Below are 19,817 nucleotides of genomic sequence, written 5' to 3'. Positions count from 1 at the left end.
AAACTTCACCCGTCGCTGGTTTAGGGTAACGGTTGCCTTGAGCCGAAAAGCAGGCTGGCCGGGCAGAATTCCTGACAGCACCCGCGAAGAGCGCGGGCGCTCGTATTCAATAAGAGGAGGACACTCGTATGACCACCCTGACTCGTGCCGACTGGGAACAACGGGCTCGCGATCTGAAGATCGAAGGCCGTGCCTACATCAATGGCGAATACACCGATGCAGTCTCCGGTGAAACGTTCGAGTGCATCAGCCCTGTCGATGGCCGTCTGCTGGGCAAGATTGCCAGCTGTGACGCCGCCGACGCCCAGCGCGCCGTGGAAAACGCTCGCGCCACGTTCAATTCCGGCGCCTGGTCGCGCCTGGCGCCGACCAAGCGCAAAGCCACCATGATTCGTTTTGCCGGCCTGCTGAAACAGCACGCCGAAGAGCTGGCCCTGCTCGAAACCCTGGACATGGGCAAGCCGATCAGCGATTCCCTGTACATCGACGTTCCTGGCGCGGCGCAAGCCCTGAGCTGGAGTGGTGAGGCCATCGACAAGCTCTACGACGAAGTCGCCGCCACCCCGCACGATCAGTTGGGGCTGGTGACTCGCGAGCCGGTCGGTGTGGTCGGTGCGATCGTGCCGTGGAACTTCCCGTTGATGATGGCCTGCTGGAAACTCGGCCCGGCGCTGTCCACCGGTAACTCAGTGATCCTCAAGCCTTCGGAAAAATCGCCGCTGACGGCTATTCGTATTGCAGCGCTGGCAGTTGAAGCCGGCATCCCGAAAGGTGTGCTGAACGTGCTGCCGGGTTACGGTCATACCGTCGGCAAGGCCCTGGCCTTGCACAATGATGTCGACACCTTGGTGTTCACCGGTTCGACCAAGATCGCCAAGCAACTGCTGATCTACTCCGGCGAATCGAACATGAAGCGTGTCTGGCTCGAAGCCGGTGGCAAGAGCCCGAACATCGTGTTCGCCGATGCGCCGGACCTGCAAGCCGCCGCCGAATCGGCTGCCAGCGCTATTGCCTTCAACCAGGGCGAAGTCTGCACCGCCGGTTCGCGCCTGCTGGTCGAACGTTCGATCAAAGACAAATTCCTGCCATTGGTGATCGAAGCCCTCAAGGCCTGGAAGCCGGGCAATCCGCTGGATCCGGCGACCAACGTCGGTGCGCTGGTGGATACCCAGCAGATGAACACCGTGCTGTCCTACATCGAATCCGGTCACACCGATGGCGCCAAACTGGTGGCTGGCGGCAAGCGTATTCTTCAGGAAACCGGGGGCACCTACGTCGAGCCGACGATTTTCGACGGTGTCAGCAACGCGATGAAAATTGCCCAGGAAGAAATCTTTGGCCCGGTGTTGTCGGTGATCACTTTCGATACCGCCGAAGAAGCCGTTGCGATTGCCAACGACACCCCTTACGGCCTCGCGGCGGCAGTATGGACCACGGACATCTCGAAGGCCCACCTCACCGCCAAGGCATTGCGTGCGGGTAGCGTTTGGGTCAACCAGTACGATGGCGGCGACATGACCGCGCCGTTCGGTGGCTTCAAACAGTCCGGGAACGGTCGCGACAAGTCATTGCACGCGTTCGACAAGTACACCGAGCTGAAGGCGACCTGGATCAAGTTGTAAGCCTGTGTGGAGCCCGATCGAACATCGGGCTCCCGAGCGACACAGATCCCCTGTGGGAGCGGGCTTGCTCGCGAAGGCGCCGTAACAGCCAACGATGATGTTGGATGTGATGGCCTCTTCGCGAGCAAGCCCGCTCCCACATTTACTTTGTGCGGCCAGTAAAAATAACAATCCACAGGAGCGTGGAACATGCGTTGGGCGACTTATTTCGCCGTCTTGGCGTCTGTCTTGAGTGTCGGCCTGGCCCTGGGCGTCAGCATGCCGTTAGTGTCGCTGCGCCTGGAAGGCTGGGGTTACGGCTCGTTCGCGATTGGCGTGATGGCGGCGATGCCGGCCATTGGCGTGTTGCTGGGGGCGAAGATCTCCAGCCATCTCGCGGCCCGTCTTGGCACGGCCAATCTGATGCGCCTGTGCCTGTGGGCCGGGGCGGTGTCCATCGGCTTGCTGGCGCTATGGCCGAGCTACCCGATCTGGCTGGTGCTGCGGTTGATGATCGGGGTGATCCTGACACTCGTCTTCATCCTTGGTGAAAGCTGGATCAACCAACTGGTGGTCGAGCAATGGCGCGGCCGATTGGTAGCGCTGTATGGCAGCAGTTATGCGCTGAGTCAGCTGGCCGGGCCGCTACTGTTGGGGGCGTTGGGCACCGAGCACGATTACGGTTTCTGGGTGGGCGTCGGTTTGCTGATGACGTCACCGTTCCTGCTGCTGGGTCGTAGCGGAGCACCCACCAGTGAAGCCTGCAGCGTGACCCTCAACGATTTGCTGAACTTCTGCCGTGGCCTGCCGGCAATTGCCTGGGCGGTGTCGCTGTTTGCTGCGTTCGAAGCGATGATCCTGACCTTGTTGCCGGTCTACTGCCTGCGTCAGGGCTTCACCACGGAAATCGCCCTGGCGATGGTCAGTACGGTGGTGGTGGGGGATGCCTTGCTGCAATTGCCGATTGGTGCGCTGGCTGATCGCTTGTCGCGGCGTACATTGTTTACCGGCTGCGCAATGCTCTTGCTGCTGTCGAGCCTGGCGATTCCATTGTTGATCGATACGTTGCTGATCTGGCCGCTGTGGGTGTTGTTTGGCGCCAGCGCCGGCGGTCTGTTCACCTTGTCGCTGATCCTGATCGGTGAGCGTTACCGCGACGATGCGCTAGTGCGGGCCAATGCCCATATCGCGCAGCTGTGGGGGATCGGTTGCCTGATCGGGCCGTTGGCGGCCGGTGCCGGGAGCCAGTGGATCAGCGGGCATGCCTTGCCGTTGCTGATGGCGGCGGGCGCGTTGGGGTTGGTGATTCTGGTATCGCGGCAAGGGGCGTTTGGGACGGTGCAGCCGGCGTAGATCCTGGCAACTCAAGCTACAGCATCTTTTCCAGGCCAATCGTACTGCTGAACCACGAATTGAAATGCCGCCACCAGCTCCCCGGTTCCTTGGTCAATGTGTGCTGCTTACCGTCGTCTTCGGTGATCCAGACTATCTGACCCTTTTCCAGTCGCGCGTGATAGCTGAGGGCCGGGGCCATACCCTCCAGCGCCAGTTCGCGCACACGCTCGGCAAGTTCCGGGTTGTCCACCAGCACCCCGACTTCGGTGTTCCAGAGCACCGAGCGCGGGTCGAAATTGAATGAGCCGATGAAGGCTTTTTGTCGGTCGAAGATCATGGCCTTGCTGTGCAGGCTGGAATCGGAGCTTTGGTTGGATGATCCTCTGTGAAACAGGCTCGGTCCGCTGCCGCCGTTGTCCCCGGGCTGGCGGCGTAATTCGAACAGCTGCACGCCATGCTCCAGCAAGGCTTTGCGATAAGGCGCATACCCACCATGCACGGCGGGAACATCGGTGGCTTCCAGTGAGTTGGTCAGCAAACTGACCGACACCCCGGCATCGGCGCGACCGGTCAGGTACACCAGTCCCGGTTGGCCGGGTACGACGTAGGCCGAGATCATGATCAGCTCTTTGCTGACCCCGTTGAGTTCAGGCGCCAACTGGGTGGTCAGCAGCAAGTGCGGATCAGGTTCTCCGTCGGACAACACCTTGCTCGGTGCGTCCCATAGCGCCTTGTTCCAGGCCCAGATCAATTCCTGCCGCCAGACGTCCATGCGTGGATGAGTGGTGTAGGTCATCAACTGCAGATAGAGCGCGTGGTTCTGTTTGCGCGTTTCTTCCAGGGATTCGTCCAGGCGGGTCCGGGTATTTCTCAGGTCCCTGGCGCTCGGCCTGCTTGAGAGAAACTGCTCGATCGGCTTGCTCAGGGCGCTGTTCCAGTATTGGTCGAAGCTGTGTCCCAACTGCTCTGCAACCGGGCCGACACTGAGCATGTCGATGTCGGTGAAATTCAGTTTGGGCTCGGCATCGAAATACTCATCCCCCAGGTTGCGCCCGCCCACGATTGCCACGCTATTGTCCGCCACCCACAGTTTGTTGTGCATGCGGCGATGTTGCTGCGACAGGTTGAACAGCCGGCCCATGGTACGCGTCACGACGGTGCTGCGGCCCAGGTGCAGCGGGTTGAAGACGCGGATCTGAATCTTCGGATGGACAGCGAGGGTTGCGATGATCTGGTCCAGGCCATCGCTGGTGGTGTCGTCGAGCAGAATCCGCACCCGCACGCCTCGGTCGGCGGCTTTGAGCAGCTCGCTGATCAGTATCCGTGTGCTGATGCCGTCATGGACGATGTAATACTGCAAATCGAGGCTGCTTTGGGCATTTCGAATCAGCTCGGCGCGGGCGGTGAAGGCCTCGGTGCTATCGGATAGCAAGCGGAAGCCCGACTGACCCTGGTGGGGAGCGGCCTGGGCCTGGATCGAGCGGCCGAAAGCAGAGTCGGTCGCCGGCAGGGCCTGGCTCGGTTCGCGAGGGACGTGGAGCGTCGTGCAGCCACCCAGGAACGAGGCGAGTAACAGCAGAGCAAGCAGGGGCTGTCTGATTCTCACGGCGCATATTCCGGATGGTGGCGGATAGCATATGGACGCCGTATCCCGAAGAAAGGTCAGTCGGTTTCCGCCAGCAGTTTGATTGCTGTCGCACCGACCTTGCGCACAGCTTCTTCAATCTGCGGGGTCGTTTTGGCAGCGTAGTTCATCCGCAGGCAATTACGGTATTTGCCCGAGGCGGAAAAGATACTGCCCACGGCAATCTGTACGCCCTGATCATGCAGTGCACGATTGAGTTTCAGGGTGTCGAAGCCCTCCGGCAGCTCAACCCACAGCATGAAGCTGCCTTGCGGACGGCTGGCGCGGGTGCCGGCCGGGAAATAACGGGTGACCCAATCGATCATTGCGTCGCGATTGCGCTGGTATTGCATCCGCATCCGCCGCAAATGTGGTTCGAAGTGCCCGGCCTTGAGAAATTCGGCAATCGCAATCTGTGGTTGCGTCGCGGTGGAGCCGGTGCTGATGTACTTCATGTGCAGCACGCGCTCCAGATACCGGCCCGGCGCGACCCAGCCAATGCGCAGGCCCGGTGCCAGGGTCTTGGAAAAGGAACTGCAGAGCAGGACGCGGCCGTCTTCGTCGAAGGATTTGATCGTGCGCGGGCGGGGGTAGGTGTAGGCCAGTTCGCCATACACATCGTCCTCGATAATCGCCACGTCGAAACGCTGTGCGAGGTTCAACAGCGCACGTTTGCGTGACTCCGGCATGATGTAGCCCAGCGGGTTGTTACAGTTGGGGGTCAACTGTATGGCTTTGATCGGCCATTGCTCCAACGCCAGTTCCAACGCTTCGAGGCTGATGCCGGTGAGCGGGTCGGTGGGGATTTCCAGCGCTTTCATGCCCAGGCCCTTGAGGGTCTGCATGGCGCCGTGAAAGCTTGGCGAATCCACTGCGACGATGTCACCCGGTCCGCAGATGGCGCGGATGCTGGTCGACAGCGCTTCGTGGCAACCGGTAGTGATCACCAGATCGTTGGCGCTCAATTGGCAGCCGGAATCGAGCATCAGGCGGGCGATTTGTTCGCGCAGTTCGAGGGTGCCGCAGATGTTGTCGTAATACAGGCCTCGCATGTCCTGCTGGCGGCTGATACGTGCCAGGTTGCGCAGTAGCGGTTTCATGGTCGGCGAGGTGATGTCCGGCATACCGCGGCCCAACTGCACGACATCCTTGCGCGGCACGGCGCGGATCAGTTCCAGCACCTGATCCCACTGTGAAATATCCACCGGTCGTTGGGCTGGGCGGCCGACCACGGGTAGCTCTGGCAGTTCGCGGCTCACCGGTACGAAATAGCCGGATTTGGGTTTGGGCATCGCCAGGCCTACGTCTTCCAGCACTCGATAGGCCTGTTGCACCGTGCTCAGGCTGACCCCGTGCTCGACACTCAGCGCCCGCACCGAGGGTAGCCGGTCACCGGGGCGATAGAAGCCCTGTTCGATACGTGTGCCGAGCAACTCGGCGAGGTTGACGTAAAGGGTCATGGTGCAGTCTCGATGTGGGTGATTCGGTTAACCAATACAGATGGGGCAAAAATAAGCGATTCAGAGGCCGAAACAGAAAAACTGTATGGAATTAATACTGCTCTGTTGAATCTGTAATGCTTTTTGCCGTCCGCGCATCATGAAAGCTCTGGCTACCCAAGTAAACAGGAGCGACGAAAATGAACGGCTTGAGCGATGTGCGGCTGACGTTACACAGTCAGGAACTGGCGGCAGGGCAACAGAACGGCGCGCGCGAGGCAATTATGCGCAATGCACCGTCCTGCCTGGGGCGCTGGGGTCTGTTCTGGCATCGTCTGCACACGCGTAAGGCGTTGTTGGAGCTGACGCCGGAGCAACTCAAGGATGTCGGGTTGAGTCGGGAGCAGGCGCGGGAGGAGGGGCTTAAACCTTTCTGGCATCTGTGAGATGAACCGCGATCCCTTGCAGGTGCAGCCTTCGGCAGCTCCTGCAAGGGTTCAGGCCAGTTCTTTAAGACGATGCCAAAGCATTCCCAACGCCAACAACGGCGAGCGCAAATGTTTGCCGCCTGGAAAGGTAATGTGCGGCACCTTGGCAAACAGATCGAAACCACCACTGTGCTGGCCGCTGATGGCCTCAGCCAACAACTTGCCTGCCAGGTGCGTGGCGTTTACGCCATGACCAGAATAGGCCTGGGCGTAATACACATTCGGTTGCTCCTTGAGCCGGCCGATCTGCGGCAGGCGATTAGCCCCGATGCCGATCATCCCGCCCCACTGATAGTCGATTTTCACCCCGGCCAGTTGCGGGAACACCGCCAGCATCTTCGGACGCATGTATGCGGCGATGTCTTTCGGATCGCGTCCTGAATAATGGCAGGCGCCGCCGAACAGCAGGCGGCGGTCCGCCGAGAGTCGGTAATAATCCAGCGCTACCCGTTGATCGCAGACCGCCATGTTCTGCGGCAGCAGCGCGTGAGCCTGCTCTTCACTCAAGGGTTCGGTGGCGATGATGTAACTGCCGGCGGGCAGCACCTTGCCGCCAAGTTGCGGGTTGAGATCGTTGAGGTAGGCGTTGCAGCCCAGCACCAGGGTCTTGGCGCGGACCGAGCCCCGGGCGGTGTGGACCTTGACCTCGCGGCCATAATCGATGCGGGTTACAGCCGATTGCTCAAACAGTTTGGCGCCCAATTGCCGGGCTGCGGCCGCTTCGCCCAGTGCCAGGTTCAGTGGGTGCAGATGCCCGGAGCCCATGTCGATCAAACCACCGACATAGCGATCGGAACCCACCACGCTGTGCATTTCGTTGGCTTGCAGCAGACGGGTTTCGTAACGGTAACCGAGGCTGCGCAGCTCGCTGGCGTCTTCAGCGAAGCCTTCCAGGTCATGGGCCTTGTTGGCGAGGTCGCAGTAGCCCCAGGTCAGGTCGCAAGCGATCTGAAAGCGCTCGATTCGCTGGCGGACGATTTCCACCGCTTCCAGGCCCATCAGTTTCATCTGACGCACGCCGTCTGCACCGATCACATTGGCGAACTGATCGAGGCCATGGCCGACGCCGCGAATCAATTGCCCGCCATTACGTCCGCTGGCGCCCCAACCGATCTTGTGCGCTTCAAGGAGCACCACGCGCAAGCCTCGTTCAGCCAGTTCCAGCGCGGTGTTCAGCCCCGAGAATCCGCCGCCCACCACGCACACGTCTGCGACCAGCTCACCTGTGAGCGCCGGAAGGTCGGGTTGCGGCAGGCTGCTGGCGGCGTAATAAGAGGCGACGTGCCGGTGGTTAGGGGCAGGTTGCTGAACGGGGGCGTTCATGGACGTCATCCTGATGCGTGTGTTTGAAAAAGTTGACGGAGCATAAGCCGCCCCTTCGGATACGGGCAACATTGGTCGGTTGGCGCTGTCTGGATTGGGGCTTTTGCGTCAGAATCCCGGTCTATTCCGCATTCGGGTCACCGCTTCGATGAGCTGCAACAGTCAGAAAATTCGCACGCTGCGCCAGCAAATTCCCACCTTCGAGTGCGTGCCCGGCTGCCATGACTGTTGTGGGCCGGTCACCACCTCGCCCGAAGAAATGTCCCGCCTGCCGCGCAAGACCCGGGCCGAGCAGGACGCGGCGATGGACGAACTCAATTGCGTCCATCTGGGGCCCAACGGGTGCACGGTGTATGACGAGCGCCCATTGATCTGCCGTCTGTTCGGTACCACCAAGACATTGCCATGCCCCAATGGACGGCGGCCAGTGGAGCTGATTCACCCGCGGGTCGAGAAGCAGATCCACGAATACATGGCCAGTACCCGGCAGGTGTTGGTGTAGGGCTCAATCCGGAATCGGCAGACTCAAACTCTCTTTCACTTCTTCCATCACGATATAGCTCTTGGATTCGCGCACATGCGGCAACTTGAGCAGGATGTCGCCCAGCAATTTGCGGTACGAGGCCATTTCGGAAATCCGCGCTTTCACCAGGTAATCGAAGTCCCCTGACACCAAATGGCATTCAAGTACGTGGGGCAGTTTCAGCACCGCGCGTCGGAACTCTTCGAAAGTATCGCCGGATTTGTAGTCGAGACTGATCTCGACGAACACCAACAGACTACCCTTCAAGTGCTGCGGATTCAGCCGGGCGTTGTAGCCCATGATGATCCCTTCGCGCTCCAGGCGCCGTACCCGTTCAGTGCAGGGGGTGGTGGAGAGGCCGACCTTTTCCCCCAGTTCGGTGAAGGAGATACGCCCGTCCGCTTGCAGGATCCGCAGGATGTTGCGGTCGATCTTGTCCAGCTCACGTTTGGTCTGAGTGTTGGTCCGCATAGGGGATGCGCCTCCGTGAAAAGGGTTTTTGCCGAGAATTGTCGCCAAATATAAGCACTTATATAGTGAAAAGCACTGGCTAATCTTTTTTAAACTGCCCACATCTTCGGTCTGCACAATAAACGTCAGCGGTAAGCCGCGATGAGGGATATGAAAATGCGCGTTCTGGTCTTGGGTAGCGGCGTCATCGGTACCGCCAGTGCCTATTATCTGGCACGAGCCGGCTTTGAAGTGACGGTTGTGGACCGTCAGCCAGCGCCGGCCATGGAAACCAGTTTCGCCAACGCCGGGCAGGTTTCGCCGGGTTATGCCTCACCGTGGGCCGCACCGGGCGTGCCGCTCAAAGCCATCAAGTGGCTGTTGCAGCGTCACGCGCCATTGGCGATCAAGGCCACTGCTAATATCGACCAATACCTGTGGATGGCGCAGATGCTGCGCAACTGCACCGCCAGCCGTTACGCGGTGAACAAAGAGCGCATGGTGCGTCTGTCCGAGTACAGCCGCGACTGCCTCGACGAATTGCGCGCCGAAACCGGCATTGCCTACGAAGGCCGTAGCCTGGGGACTACCCAGCTGTTCCGCACCCAGGCGCAGCTCGATGGCGCCGCCAAAGACATCGCCGTGCTGAAAGAGTCCGGTGTGCCGTTCGAACTGCTCGACCGTGCCGGCATTGCCCGGGTCGAACCGGCCCTGGCCAGCGTCACCGACATCCTCGCCGGTGCCTTGCGCCTGCCGAACGACCAGACCGGCGACTGCCAGATATTCACCACCCGCCTGGCCGAAATGGCCGTGAAACTGGGTGTGGAGTTCCGTTTCGGCCAGGACATCCAGCGCCTCGACTTCGCCGGTGATCGCATCAACGGTGTGTGGATCGATGGCAAGCTGGAAACCGCCGACCGTTACGTGCTGGCCCTCGGCAGTTACTCGCCGCAGTTGCTCAAGCCGCTGGGCATCAAGGCCCCGGTGTACCCACTCAAGGGTTACTCGCTGACCGTGCCGATCACTAACCCGGCGATGGCCCCGACGTCGACCATTCTCGATGAGACCTACAAGGTCGCGATCACCCGCTTCGACAACCGCATCCGCGTCGGCGGCATGGCTGAAATCGCCGGTTTTGACCTGTCGTTGAACCCGCGCCGGCGCGAAACCCTGGAGATGATCGTCAACGACCTTTATCCTCAGGGCGGCAATCTGCCCGAAGCGAGTTTCTGGACTGGCCTGCGTCCGACCACTCCGGACGGCACGCCGATTGTCGGTGCCACACCGTTCAAAAACCTGTTCTTGAATACGGGCCACGGTACGCTCGGCTGGACCATGGCTTGTGGGTCCGGTCGTTTGCTGGCTGACCTGATGGCCAAGAGAACGCCGCAGATCAGCGCCGAAGGCCTCGATATTTCCCGTTATGGCAACACACTTAAGGAGCCTGCAAAACATGTCAATCCAGCGCCAGCTCACCAATGAGCGCATGAGCCAGATCGTTGTCCATAACGGTACTGTGTATCTGGCAGGACAGGTCGGCGACGACATGAGCGCCGGGATTGAACAGCAGACCCGTGAAGCCCTCGCCAACATCGAGCGTTTGCTGGATCTGGCCGGGACGGACAAGAACCGTCTGCTGTCGGTGACCATTTACCTGAAAGACATCGACGCGCACTTCGCAGGCATGAATTCGGTGTGGGACCAGTGGCTGCCAAAAGGCGTCGCGCCGGCCCGTGCCACGGTCGAATCGAAGCTGTGCGAACCGCAAATCCTGGTCGAGCTGTCGGTCGTTGCCGCGCTGCCATAAACGCTCTGCCATAAATCAAGTCACAAAGATCCCTCTCCCGGCGCTGTTGGTGGTTCACGCTGTCAGCCAGCGCCGGTTTTTTTCCCAATGACCGACTAGAAGTCTGCCGCCATGCGTCCTGCCCGTGCCCTGATCGACCTTCAAGCCCTGCGTCACAACTACCGGATTGCCCGTGAAGTCACGGGTGCCCGTGCCCTCGCGGTGATCAAGGCCGATGCCTATGGCCATGGCGCGGTACGTTGCGCCCAGGCGCTGGAAGCCGAGGCGGACGGCTTTGCCGTGGCGTGTATCGAAGAGGCCCTGGAGCTGCGCGCCGCTGGTATTCGTGCGCCGGTGTTGCTGCTGGAAGGTTTTTTCGAAGCCGATGAGTTGGCGCTGATCGTCGAGCATGACTTCTGGTGTGTGGTGCATTCGTTGTGGCAACTCGAAGCCATCGAAAAAGCCACGCTGAGCAAACCGATTACGGTGTGGCTCAAGCTCGACTCCGGCATGCATCGGGTTGGTCTGCATCCAGCGGATTACCAGGCCGCCTATCAACGGCTGCTGGCCAGCGGCCAAGTGGCGAAGATCGTGTTGATGAGTCACTTCGCCCGCGCCGATGAACTGCACTGCCACGCCAGCGTCGATCAGGTCGCGGTATTCGAAGCGGCGCGTAAGGGTTTGGCGGCCGAAATCAGCCTGCGTAACTCGCCGGCGGTGCTTGGTTGGCCGCAGATTCCGAGCGATTGGGTGCGCCCGGGCATCATGCTCTACGGCGCGACGCCGTTCGAAGAGGCCAATGCCGTGGCGTCTCGCCTGCAACCGGTGATGACCCTGGAATCGAAGGTGATTTGCGTGCGTGAACTGCCGGCCGGCGAGCCGATTGGTTACGGCGCGAAATTCGTCACCCCCAAGCCGATGCGTGTGGGTGTGGTGGCGATGGGGTATGCCGATGGTTATCCGCGCCAGGCACCGAGCGGCACACCGGTGCTGGTGGCCGGGCAACGCAGTCAGTTACTGGGTCGGGTATCGATGGACATGCTCTGCGTCGACCTGACCGACGTGCCGCAAGCCGGCCTCGGTTCGCCCGTCGAGCTATGGGGTAAAAATATCCTCGCCAGTGATGTCGCGACAGCCGCCGACACGATTCCTTATCAGATCTTCTGCAACCTGCGTCGGGTTCCGCTGCTCTATTCCGGGGCCTGACAAACAGCGCTCCCGACCGAAAGTCGCTTCGCCAGGCTGGATTCAGGCGCAAGTGTTGTAAATACTGAACGCTGTCGCCATGATAACGCTCAATATTCTTGCAACCTGAATCCCTGGAGGCTCCAGCATTGGACGTCGGTGAACGACTGCAATCGATCCGTAAGCTCAAAGGTCTTTCCCAGCGTGAGCTCGCCAAACGCGCGGGTGTTACCAACAGCACCATATCGATGATCGAGAAGAACAGCGTCAGCCCCTCGATCAGTTCGCTGAGGAAGGTACTGGGCGGGATTCCCATGTCCATGGTCGAGTTCTTTTCCGAAGAAATCCTGCAGGAAAAGCCGACTCAGATCGTCTACAAGGCCCACGAGCTGATCGATATTTCCGATGGCGCAGTGACCATGAAGCTCGTCGGTCGGGCTCACCCGAGCCGGGCTATCGCGTTCCTCAACGAAATCTACCCGCCAGGCGCCGACACCGGCGAGGAGATGCTCACCCACGAGGGCGAGGAAACCGGGATCCTGGTGGAGGGTCGGCTGGAACTGGTGGTAGGGCTCGAAACATTTGTGCTCGAGGCCGGCGACAGCTACTACTTTGAAAGTACCAAGCCGCACCGTTTCCGGAATCCGTTCGATGCCCCGGCGCGACTAATCAGCGCAGCCACTCCAGCGAATTTCTAAGAGGCACGGCGTCGTGCCCGGATTGCACAGACGCCCATGCTGTATTCCCGCCTTGTGATAAGACCCCTTCGACTTTGGGGTTGTTTCAGTGTGGCGGGCTTACCGCTATACTTGCGCCCGCCTGCGAACCGTGGCCGCAGGCGTGACTAGCCACCATTGAGGGTGTACGCGTGAACCTAATTATGAAAATGCTGGCCGCACCAGCAACCGTATTGGCCCTTTGGGCAGTCAGCGCACAAGCTGCGACCAACGACGATATCGCTAAACGTCTTGAACCAGTCGGCCAAGTCTGTGTGCAGGGTAAAGAATGCAAGGGGATGGAAGTCGCTGCTTCGGTTGGCGGCGGTGCGTCGAAAACGCCTGACGAAATTATTGCCAAACACTGCAATGCTTGCCATGGCACCGGCCTGTTGGGCGCACCGAAGATCGGTGATGCCGCAGACTGGAAAAAACGTGCCGATAAAGAAGGCGGCACCGCTGCTGGCTTGGCGAAGGTAGCGTTGAGCGGGCTCAATGCGATGCCACCAAAAGGCACATGCAGTGACTGCGAACTGAAAGACCTTGAAGGCGCCATCCAGAAGATGTCTGGCCTGAAATAAGCCTGTTTTCAACGAAAAGCCGCTTGCGAGCGGCTTTTTTGTGCCTGCGATTTGTCTGAGGCTATTCTTTGCAGCAAAGACCCGGCAAGCTCGGTTCAACCCAATTCATGGGTTGGGCGGGAGGATCAGATGGTGCAGTTGTGTTCTATCGAGCAGGCGGTCGATGACGTTCTGGCACGGTTGCCGGCGCATATCCATATGGGCCTGCCGCTGGGGCTGGGCAAACCCAACCACTTCGTCAACGCGCTGTATCAACGCATTGCGCAACTGCCCGAGCGGCAGCTGACGGTCTACACCGCCCTGTGTCTCGGCCGTCCGCCCTTGGGTGATGGCTTGCAAAAGCGCTTCCTCGAACCCTTCATCGAGCGGGTGTTCGGCGATTACCCGGAACTGGATTTCCTCGCCGACCTGCATCGCGACAGCCTGCCGAACAACATCCACATTCATCAGTTCTTCATGCAACCGGGCAGCCTGCTGAACAGCGCCCCGGCCCAGCAGGATTACGTCAGCAGCAATTACAGCCACGCCGCACGGGACATCAATGCCGCCGGTTTGAATCTGGTGGCGCAACTGGTCGCCAGCCACAGCGAACATCCCGATCGCCTCAGTATGAGCTGCAACCCGGACATCACCCTCGACCTGTTGCCGATGATCGCCAAGCGCCGGGCGGCGGGGGAGACGATCCTGATGGTGGGCCAGGTGCACAACGATTTGCCGTACATGCCCGGTGACGCGGAAGTCGGCATCGACACCTTCGATCTGCTGATCGACGCCAAGGACAACACCACGTTGTTCTCCACACCGAACATGCCGGTAGGTTGCCAGGATCATTTCATCGGGCTGCACGCCAGCACGCTGGTGCGCGATGGGGGCACCTTGCAGGTCGGCATCGGCGCCATGGGCGATGCCCTGACGGCGGCGTTACTGGCGCGGCAGGCGGACAGTGACGGTTACAAGGCGTTGCTGGCGGATCTGAATCTCAGCCAGTGGGCGCAGTTGATCGAGCGCGAAGGGGGCGTCGAACCGTTTGCCAAGGGCCTTTACGGTTGCAGCGAAATGTTCGTCAACGGCTTGCTGGTGCTGGCGGACGCCGGGATCGTGCGACGCAAGGTCTACCCGGATGTGCAGACCCAGCAGCAGGCGAACGCCGGGACGCTGAATGAGGCGGCGCAAACCGACGGCATCTCGGTACATGGCGGGTTTTTCCTCGGGCCGCGCAGTTTCTACGAGCGCTTGCGCGAGTTGCCGCAGAGCAAGCGGCTCGAATTCAACATGACCCGCATCAGTTACATCAACGAGCTCTACGGTCAGGAAGAACTCAAACGCTTGCAGCGCCTTGATGCGCGCTTCATCAACACTGTGTTCACCATGACGTTGCTCGGTGCGGGCGTGGCGGATCAGCTCGAAGACGGGCGGGTACTCAGCGGCGTTGGCGGGCAATACAACTTCGTGGCCCAGGGTCATGCACTGGAAGGCGCGCGCTCAATCCTGCTCCTGCGCAGTTGGCGCGAGTCGGGCGGTGAGGTCAGTTCGAACATCGTCTGGGAATACGGCCATTGCACGATCCCACGGCATCTGCGGGACATCGTCATCACCGAGTACGGCATCGCCGATTTGCGGGGCAAGACCGACGCGGCGGTGATCGAGGCGTTGCTGAACATCAGCGACTCACGCTTCCAGCCGGGGCTGATCGAACAGGCGCAGAACGCTGGCAAATTATCGAAGCATTTTCGCCTCGATCCGCGTTTCGCCGACAACAGCCCGCAGCGTTTACAGGCCATTCAGGCCCGGCATTCGAATCTGTTTCCGGAATATCCGTTGGGCTGTGATTTCACGGCGCAGGAGCGGGATTTATTGCGGGCGCTGAACTGGTTGAAGAGCAAGTTCAAGCTCACGGAGATTCTGGAATTGGGCAAGGCGGCGCTGGATGCGCCAGAACCTTCGCAGTTTCCCGTGCATCTGGAGCGGATGCAGCTGACGAAGCCGGAGGGGTTGAAAGAGGATTTGTTTCAGCGGTTGTTGCTCACCGGCCTCAAAGCCACCGCGCAATAACTGGCAGTCGAAATCAAATGTGGGGGCGAGCCTGCTCGCTCCCACATTGGTTTTTCGGTGTAGTGGCTTTATTCGATGAAGGTTACAACGCCATCCTTCAGCGACTGCACCCGAGCCAACGATTCCACGCGATAACCCTGGGCATCCAGTTCCGCACGGCCACCCTGGAACGACTTCTCGATCACGATGCCCAGACCGGCCACGGTCGCGCCGGCCTGTTTGATGATCGAGATCAGCGCTTGCGAAGCCTTACCGTTGGCCAGGAAGTCGTCGATGATCAGCACGCGGTCGCTGCTGGTCAGGTGACGCGGGGAGATCGCCACAGTGCTTTCGGTCTGCTTGGTGAACGAGTAGACCGTCGCCGACAGCAGGTTTTCAGTCAGGGTCAGGGACTGATGCTTGCGCGCGAAAATCACCGGTACGCCGAGGTTCAGGCCGGTCATGATCGCCGGGGCGATACCCGAGGCTTCGATGGTGACGATCTTGGTGATGCCCGAATCCTTGAACAGCGAGGCGAATTCGTCGCCGATCAGCTTCATCAGGGCCGGGTCGATCTGGTGGTTCAGAAAGGCGTCGACTTTCAGGACCTGGTCGGAAAGCACGATGCCTTCTTCGCGAATTTTCTTGTGCAGTGCTTCCATGAAGCTGTCCTCTGTTGGCGTCTTTTGTGCCGAAGGTCTAAATAAATGTGGCTAATTCTAGCGCTTTAGCATTGCGCGTATATCTGCCAATGCGCTGTTGCCACGAACGGCTTTGACTTCGGTCGGGGTGTCGTCGTTGCCTTCCCAGGCCAGGTCGTCCGGCGGCAGTTCATCGAGGAAGCGGCTGGGCGCGCAGTCGATGATCTCGCCATATTGCTTACGCTTGGCGGCGAAAGTGAAAGCCAGCGTCTGACGCGCTCGGGTAATCCCGACGTAGGCCAGGCGGCGTTCCTCTTCGATGGTGTCGGCTTCGATGCTGGAGCGGTGCGGGAGGATTTCCTCTTCCATGCCCATGATGAACACGTAAGGGAATTCCAGGCCCTTGGAGGCGTGCAAGGTCATCATCTGCACACCTTCGGCGCCATCTTCCTCTTCCTGCTGACGCTCCAGCATGTCGCGCAGCACGAGTTTGCCGATGGCATCTTCGACGGTCATCTCACCGTCTTCGTCTTTCTCCAGCGTGTTCTTCAGTGCCTCGATCAGGAACCAGACGTTACCCATGCGGTAATCGGCGGCCTTGTCACTGGAGCTGTTGGTGCGCAGCCAGTTCTCGTAGTCGATGTCCATGACCATGCTGCGCAGGGCGGAGATCGGGTCTTCGCCGGCGCACTGCTCGCGGACCTTGTCCATGAAGCGCTTGAAGCGCGACAGGCGATCGGTGAAGCGGCTGTCCAGGTGTTCGCCCAGGCCGATTTCGTCGGTGGCGGCGTACATCGAGATTTTTCGCTCGGTGGCGTAGTTGCCCAGCTTCTCCAGGGTGGTCGAACCGATCTCCCGGCGTGGGACGTTGATCACCCGCAGGAAGGCGTTGTCGTCGTCCGGGTTCACGATCAGGCGGAAGTAGGCCATCAGGTCCTTCACTTCCTGGCGTCCGAAAAAGCTGTTGCCGCCGGACAGTCGGTAAGGCACCTGGTGATGTTGCAGCTTCAGCTCGATCAGCTTGGCCTGGTAGTTGCCGCGATACAGAATCGCGAAATCGCTGTAGGGCCGGTCGGTGCGCAAGTGCAGGCTGAGGATTTCCACGGCCACGCGCTCGGCTTCGGCGTCTTCGTTGCGGCAGCGGATCACGCGGATCTCGTCGCCGTGACCCATTTCACTCCACAGCTGCTTTTCGAATTCGTGCGGGTTGTTCGAAATCAGCACGTTGGCGCAGCGCAGGATGCGGCTGGTGGAGCGGTAGTTCTGCTCCAGCATCACCACTTTCAGGGACGGGTAATCGTCCTTGAGCAGCATCAGGTTTTCCGGGCGGGCGCCGCGCCAGGCGTAGATCGATTGGTCGTCGTCGCCTACCACAGTGAACTGGTTGCGTTTGCCGATCAGCAGTTTCACCAGCAAATACTGGCTGGCGTTGGTGTCCTGGTATTCGTCCACCAGCAGGTAGCGGACCTTGTTCTGCCATTTTTCCAGGATGTCGTCGTGTTCCTGGAACAGTTTTACCGGCAGCAGAATCAGGTCGTCGAAGTCCACCGCGTTGAACGCCTTGAGCGTGCGCTGGTAGTGGGTGTAGACGATGGCGGCGGTCTGTTCCTTGGGGTTGCGTGCGTTTTCCAGGGCTTCGGGCGGCAGGATCAGGTCGTTTTTCCAGGCGCCGATCATGTTCTTGATCTCGTCGACGCCGTCGTCGCCCGAGTATTCCTTCTGCATGATGTCGGTCATCAGGGCTTTGACGTCGGTCTCGTCGAAGATCGAGAAGCCCGGTTTATAGCCCAGCCGCACATGTTCCTTGCGGATGATGTTCAGGCCCAGGTTGTGAAAGGTGCACACCGTCAGGCCGCGGCCTTCACCGCCCTTGAGCAGCGTGCCGACCCGTTCCTTCATCTCCCGCGCGGCCTTGTTGGTAAAGGTCATGGCGACGATGTACTGGGCGCGGATGCCGCAGCTCTGGATCAGATGCGCAATTTTGCGGGTGATCACGCTGGTCTTGCCGGAGCCTGCGCCGGCGAGCACCAAAAGAGGGCCGCCGACGTAGCTCACGGCTTCTTGCTGCCGGGGATTGAGTCGGGACATACGAAATCAGGGAGTCGTTAGCGAAATGGGCCGGCATTTTAACAGGCTCAGAGAATTGTGCTGCTCTCTCCGACTTGTGACGCAACACGCGATCTCTATTTGCCGGTTTTGATACTTTCACGCAGGATGCGCAATGAATTCGCGTCTAATGTACGTATTCAAGACTCGAAGTCGTGTTTGATAACCGATGATATTGGGTCATTGGTTACCCGAGCGGCATAATGCGCGCCGCCTACATCTTTGCAGAGTCTAGGGAGCTAGCTTGTCTACGCCTGTCGAACCCTTGCGTTTGCTGCTACTGGCCCAAGAGCCGGCGTGGGCAGCGTTGTTGCGCGAGTGTCTGGCTCCAATGGGGAGTTCGGCAGTGCTGCTCAGCGCGCCGAGCTGGGAGTCGGTCAGCAACTTGTTCGATGACAACCGCAGCGCGGTGTTGTTGACGATTCCTGCTCTGCAGCCAGCACCCGGCCGTTGCAGCCTGCCGACGGTGTTGCTGCTCGAACACGAACCGCTGGCGCCGCCCGACGGTGTGAGCGACTGGCTGGTGCGCAACCTGCTGGATCCCGGCATGTTGCGCCGCTGTCTGCGTCATGTGCGTGAGCGCGGGGTGCTGGAAAACACCTTGCAGCGCCTGGCCGAGCAGGATCCGCTGACCGGCATCGCCAACCGCCAGGGTTTCCAGACCTTGCTGGCGGCGCGTCTGGCGGACAACGACGGCCGCGGCCTGGCCCTCGGTCACCTCGACCTCGACAACTTTCGACACGCCAACGACGCCCTCGGCCATCAGGCAGGCGACCGGTTGATTCTGCAAGTGGTCTCGCGGCTGAAAAGCCAGCTGGAGGCCGGCGATCAACTGGCGCGGCTGGGTAGCGATGAATTCGCCCTGCTGATCGACACCCGCCGCGCCCCTCAGCGCGCTGAATGGATGGCCGAACGGATTACCGAAGCCCTGTCCGAGCCCTACTGGATCGACGGCGAAAGCCTGTTGATCGGTTCCAGTCTCGGCATTGCTCACGCCCGGGCGCAGGCCGGCGCCGACCCGTTGATGTGGCATGCGCACATCGCCATGCAGCAGGCCAAGAGTACTCAAGGCTGCACCTTTCACATCTTCAACGAGCGGATCAATCGCAATGCCCGCAGCATCGCCGACCTTGAAAGTGAGCTGCGTCGGGCCTTGCGTCGCGATGAGCTGGAGTTGCATTACCAGCCACGCCTGAACCTTGCGGACGGCCAGATCGTCGGCCTCGAAGCCTTGGTGCGCTGGCGTCATGGCGAACGCGGTTTGCTGCCCCCCAGCGAATTCGTGCCACTGGCCGAGCAAAGCGGCTTGATCGTGCCGCTGGGTTACTGGGTGATTTCCCGAGCCCTGCGGGACATGCAGGCGTTGCGTGAGCGGGGCCTGCCGGCGCTGCACATGGCGATCAACCTGTCGTTCCGGCAGTTTCAGGACAGCCAGTTACTGTCGACCCTGAGCCGGTTGATTGCCGAGCGTGGCGTCGAGGCGCAATGGCTGGAATTCGAACTGACCGAAACCGCGGTGATGCGTCGCAGTGACCTGGTCAAGCAGACCATGGACGCCCTCGGACGGCTCGGTGTGCGCTTTTCGCTGGACGATTTCGGCACCGGGTTCTCATCGTTCGTGCACCTGAACAGCCTGCCGATCGCCTTGTTGAAGGTCGACAAGAGCTTTGTCGGCGGCATGGAAGAACGGGAAGAGAATCGCAAACTGGTGCACGCCATGATCAACCTGGCGCACAACCTCAACCTCGAAGTGGTTGCCGAAGGGGTGGAAACACCGGAGCAGCTGGATTTGTTGCGCGGATTTGGTTGCGATCAGGTGCAGGGGTATCTGATCAGCAAGCCGTTGCCGTTGGCGGAGTTGGTTGAGTATTTGACCTTCGGCTCCAGCCAGCAGGCTGTGCTGGCTTAACAACGTACCGTAGGAGCGAGGCTTGCCCGCGAAGGCGGAGTGTCAGTCGATATTGTTGTTAACTGACACTCCGCCTTCT

17 protein-coding genes are annotated in these 19,817 nt (G+C 60.2%); 11 read left to right on the top strand and 6 right to left on the bottom strand.

What is annotated here, in order from left to right:
- The first annotated feature begins 128 nt into the window (after positions 1 to 128).
- Complete coding sequence (locus AC07VO_RS25635; RefSeq protein ID WP_086944351.1) at positions 129 to 1,622, top strand: aldehyde dehydrogenase; 1,494 nt, start codon at positions 129 to 131, stop codon at positions 1,620 to 1,622.
- A 189-nt stretch (positions 1,623 to 1,811) separates the two neighbouring features.
- Positions 1,812 to 2,954, top strand: a complete 1,143-nt coding sequence (locus AC07VO_RS25630; protein WP_019580474.1) for an MFS transporter — start codon at positions 1,812 to 1,814, stop codon at positions 2,952 to 2,954.
- A 16-nt stretch (positions 2,955 to 2,970) separates the two neighbouring features.
- Here the strand turns inward: AC07VO_RS25630 and AC07VO_RS25625 are convergent, their stop codons facing one another.
- On the bottom strand, positions 2,971 to 4,542 hold the full coding sequence (locus tag AC07VO_RS25625) for a phospholipase D family protein (protein WP_018927496.1): 1,572 nt from the start codon (positions 4,540 to 4,542) through the stop codon (positions 2,971 to 2,973).
- Between the two features lie 56 nt (positions 4,543 to 4,598).
- Positions 4,599 to 6,020 (bottom strand): aminotransferase-like domain-containing protein, encoded by a 1,422-nt coding sequence (locus AC07VO_RS25620; protein ID WP_018927497.1) that lies wholly within the window; start codon positions 6,018 to 6,020, stop codon positions 4,599 to 4,601.
- Positions 6,021 to 6,199: 179 nt separating this feature from the next.
- On the opposite strand from AC07VO_RS25620, the gene AC07VO_RS25615 reads away from it, so the two are divergent.
- The gene (locus AC07VO_RS25615) at positions 6,200 to 6,445 is read left to right on the top strand and encodes a DUF1127 domain-containing protein (RefSeq protein ID WP_018927498.1); all 246 of its coding nucleotides are present in this window, start codon (positions 6,200 to 6,202) and stop codon (positions 6,443 to 6,445) included.
- A 51-nt stretch (positions 6,446 to 6,496) separates the two neighbouring features.
- Here the strand turns inward: AC07VO_RS25615 and AC07VO_RS25610 are convergent, their stop codons facing one another.
- Positions 6,497 to 7,810 carry an NAD(P)/FAD-dependent oxidoreductase gene (locus AC07VO_RS25610; protein ID WP_018927499.1) on the bottom strand — a complete coding sequence of 438 codons (1,314 nt, stop codon included), beginning with the start codon at positions 7,808 to 7,810 and terminating at the stop codon, positions 6,497 to 6,499.
- Between the two features lie 148 nt (positions 7,811 to 7,958).
- On the opposite strand from AC07VO_RS25610, the gene AC07VO_RS25605 reads away from it, so the two are divergent.
- Positions 7,959 to 8,312 carry a YkgJ family cysteine cluster protein gene (locus AC07VO_RS25605; protein WP_007934627.1) on the top strand — a complete coding sequence of 118 codons (354 nt, stop codon included), beginning with the start codon at positions 7,959 to 7,961 and terminating at the stop codon, positions 8,310 to 8,312.
- A 3-nt stretch (positions 8,313 to 8,315) separates the two neighbouring features.
- Here AC07VO_RS25605 and AC07VO_RS25600 read toward each other — a convergent pair whose 3' ends face one another.
- Positions 8,316 to 8,804, bottom strand: a complete 489-nt coding sequence (locus tag AC07VO_RS25600; RefSeq protein WP_003177284.1) for an Lrp/AsnC ligand binding domain-containing protein — start codon at positions 8,802 to 8,804, stop codon at positions 8,316 to 8,318.
- A gap of 156 nt (positions 8,805 to 8,960) precedes the next feature.
- Here AC07VO_RS25600 and dadA point away from each other — a divergent pair, with 156 nt between their 5' ends.
- The 6 genes from dadA to AC07VO_RS25570 all read left to right on the top strand — a co-directional run bounded on the left by dadA (position 8,961) and on the right by AC07VO_RS25570 (position 15,103).
- Entirely contained in the window at positions 8,961 to 10,265 is a 1,305-nt protein-coding gene (gene dadA, locus AC07VO_RS25595) for a D-amino acid dehydrogenase (RefSeq protein ID WP_064621369.1), read from the top strand.
- On the top strand, positions 10,237 to 10,590 hold the full coding sequence (locus AC07VO_RS25590) for a RidA family protein (RefSeq protein WP_018927502.1): 354 nt from the start codon (positions 10,237 to 10,239) through the stop codon (positions 10,588 to 10,590). The genes dadA and AC07VO_RS25590 overlap by 29 nt, the downstream gene beginning before the upstream one ends.
- A 111-nt stretch (positions 10,591 to 10,701) precedes the next feature.
- A complete protein-coding gene (alr, locus tag AC07VO_RS25585; protein WP_018927503.1) occupies positions 10,702 to 11,775 on the top strand; it encodes an alanine racemase in 1,074 nt (357 codons plus the stop codon).
- A 128-nt stretch (positions 11,776 to 11,903) separates the two neighbouring features.
- Positions 11,904 to 12,452 (top strand): cupin domain-containing protein, encoded by a 549-nt coding sequence (locus tag AC07VO_RS25580; RefSeq protein ID WP_018927504.1) that lies wholly within the window; start codon positions 11,904 to 11,906, stop codon positions 12,450 to 12,452.
- A gap of 170 nt (positions 12,453 to 12,622) precedes the next feature.
- Positions 12,623 to 13,051, top strand: a complete 429-nt coding sequence (locus AC07VO_RS25575) for a c-type cytochrome (RefSeq protein ID WP_081625748.1) — start codon at positions 12,623 to 12,625, stop codon at positions 13,049 to 13,051.
- Between the two features lie 129 nt (positions 13,052 to 13,180).
- Positions 13,181 to 15,103, top strand: coding sequence for an acetyl-CoA hydrolase/transferase C-terminal domain-containing protein (locus AC07VO_RS25570; RefSeq protein WP_086944352.1), 1,923 nt, complete (start codon positions 13,181 to 13,183; stop codon positions 15,101 to 15,103).
- 68 nt (positions 15,104 to 15,171) lie between these two features.
- Here AC07VO_RS25570 and AC07VO_RS25565 read toward each other — a convergent pair whose 3' ends face one another.
- Both AC07VO_RS25565 and rep read right to left on the bottom strand, forming a co-directional pair.
- Entirely contained in the window at positions 15,172 to 15,744 is a 573-nt protein-coding gene (locus tag AC07VO_RS25565; protein ID WP_018927509.1) for a xanthine phosphoribosyltransferase, read from the bottom strand.
- Positions 15,745 to 15,801: 57 nt separating this feature from the next.
- Positions 15,802 to 17,811, bottom strand: a complete 2,010-nt coding sequence (rep, locus tag AC07VO_RS25560) for a DNA helicase Rep (RefSeq protein ID WP_018927510.1) — start codon at positions 17,809 to 17,811, stop codon at positions 15,802 to 15,804.
- Between the two features lie 262 nt (positions 17,812 to 18,073).
- Here rep and AC07VO_RS25555 point away from each other — a divergent pair, with 262 nt between their 5' ends.
- Positions 18,074 to 19,738 carry a putative bifunctional diguanylate cyclase/phosphodiesterase gene (locus AC07VO_RS25555; RefSeq protein ID WP_064621098.1) on the top strand — a complete coding sequence of 555 codons (1,665 nt, stop codon included), beginning with the start codon at positions 18,074 to 18,076 and terminating at the stop codon, positions 19,736 to 19,738.
- Positions 19,739 to 19,817 lie beyond the last annotated feature (79 nt).

Source organism: Pseudomonas sp. GW821-FHT03E01, from assembly GCF_059420765.1.
The sequence above is the reverse complement of the archived record's forward strand: the minus strand, read 5'-3'. Positions and strand labels throughout refer to the sequence as shown.

Excerpts from the sequence above, each read along its gene's own strand:
- AC07VO_RS25635 (WP_086944351.1), top strand. The coding sequence starts at position 129 with ATGACCACCCTGACTCGTGCCGACTGGGAACAACGGGCTCGCGATCTG.
- AC07VO_RS25630 (WP_019580474.1), top strand. The coding sequence starts at position 1,812 with ATGCGTTGGGCGACTTATTTCGCCGTCTTGGCGTCTGTCTTGAGTGTC.
- AC07VO_RS25620 (WP_018927497.1), bottom strand. The coding sequence starts at position 6,020 with ATGACCCTTTACGTCAACCTCGCCGAGTTGCTCGGCACACGTATCGAA.
- AC07VO_RS25615 (WP_018927498.1), top strand. The coding sequence starts at position 6,200 with ATGAACGGCTTGAGCGATGTGCGGCTGACGTTACACAGTCAGGAACTG.
- AC07VO_RS25610 (WP_018927499.1), bottom strand. The coding sequence starts at position 7,810 with ATGAACGCCCCCGTTCAGCAACCTGCCCCTAACCACCGGCACGTCGCC.
- AC07VO_RS25605 (WP_007934627.1), top strand. The coding sequence starts at position 7,959 with ATGAGCTGCAACAGTCAGAAAATTCGCACGCTGCGCCAGCAAATTCCC.
- AC07VO_RS25600 (WP_003177284.1), bottom strand. The coding sequence starts at position 8,804 with ATGCGGACCAACACTCAGACCAAACGTGAGCTGGACAAGATCGACCGC.
- dadA (WP_064621369.1), top strand. The coding sequence starts at position 8,961 with ATGCGCGTTCTGGTCTTGGGTAGCGGCGTCATCGGTACCGCCAGTGCC.
- AC07VO_RS25590 (WP_018927502.1), top strand. The coding sequence starts at position 10,237 with ATGTCAATCCAGCGCCAGCTCACCAATGAGCGCATGAGCCAGATCGTT.
- alr (WP_018927503.1), top strand. The coding sequence starts at position 10,702 with ATGCGTCCTGCCCGTGCCCTGATCGACCTTCAAGCCCTGCGTCACAAC.
- AC07VO_RS25570 (WP_086944352.1), top strand. The coding sequence starts at position 13,181 with ATGGTGCAGTTGTGTTCTATCGAGCAGGCGGTCGATGACGTTCTGGCA.
- AC07VO_RS25565 (WP_018927509.1), bottom strand. The coding sequence starts at position 15,744 with ATGGAAGCACTGCACAAGAAAATTCGCGAAGAAGGCATCGTGCTTTCC.
- rep (WP_018927510.1), bottom strand. The coding sequence starts at position 17,811 with ATGTCCCGACTCAATCCCCGGCAGCAAGAAGCCGTGAGCTACGTCGGC.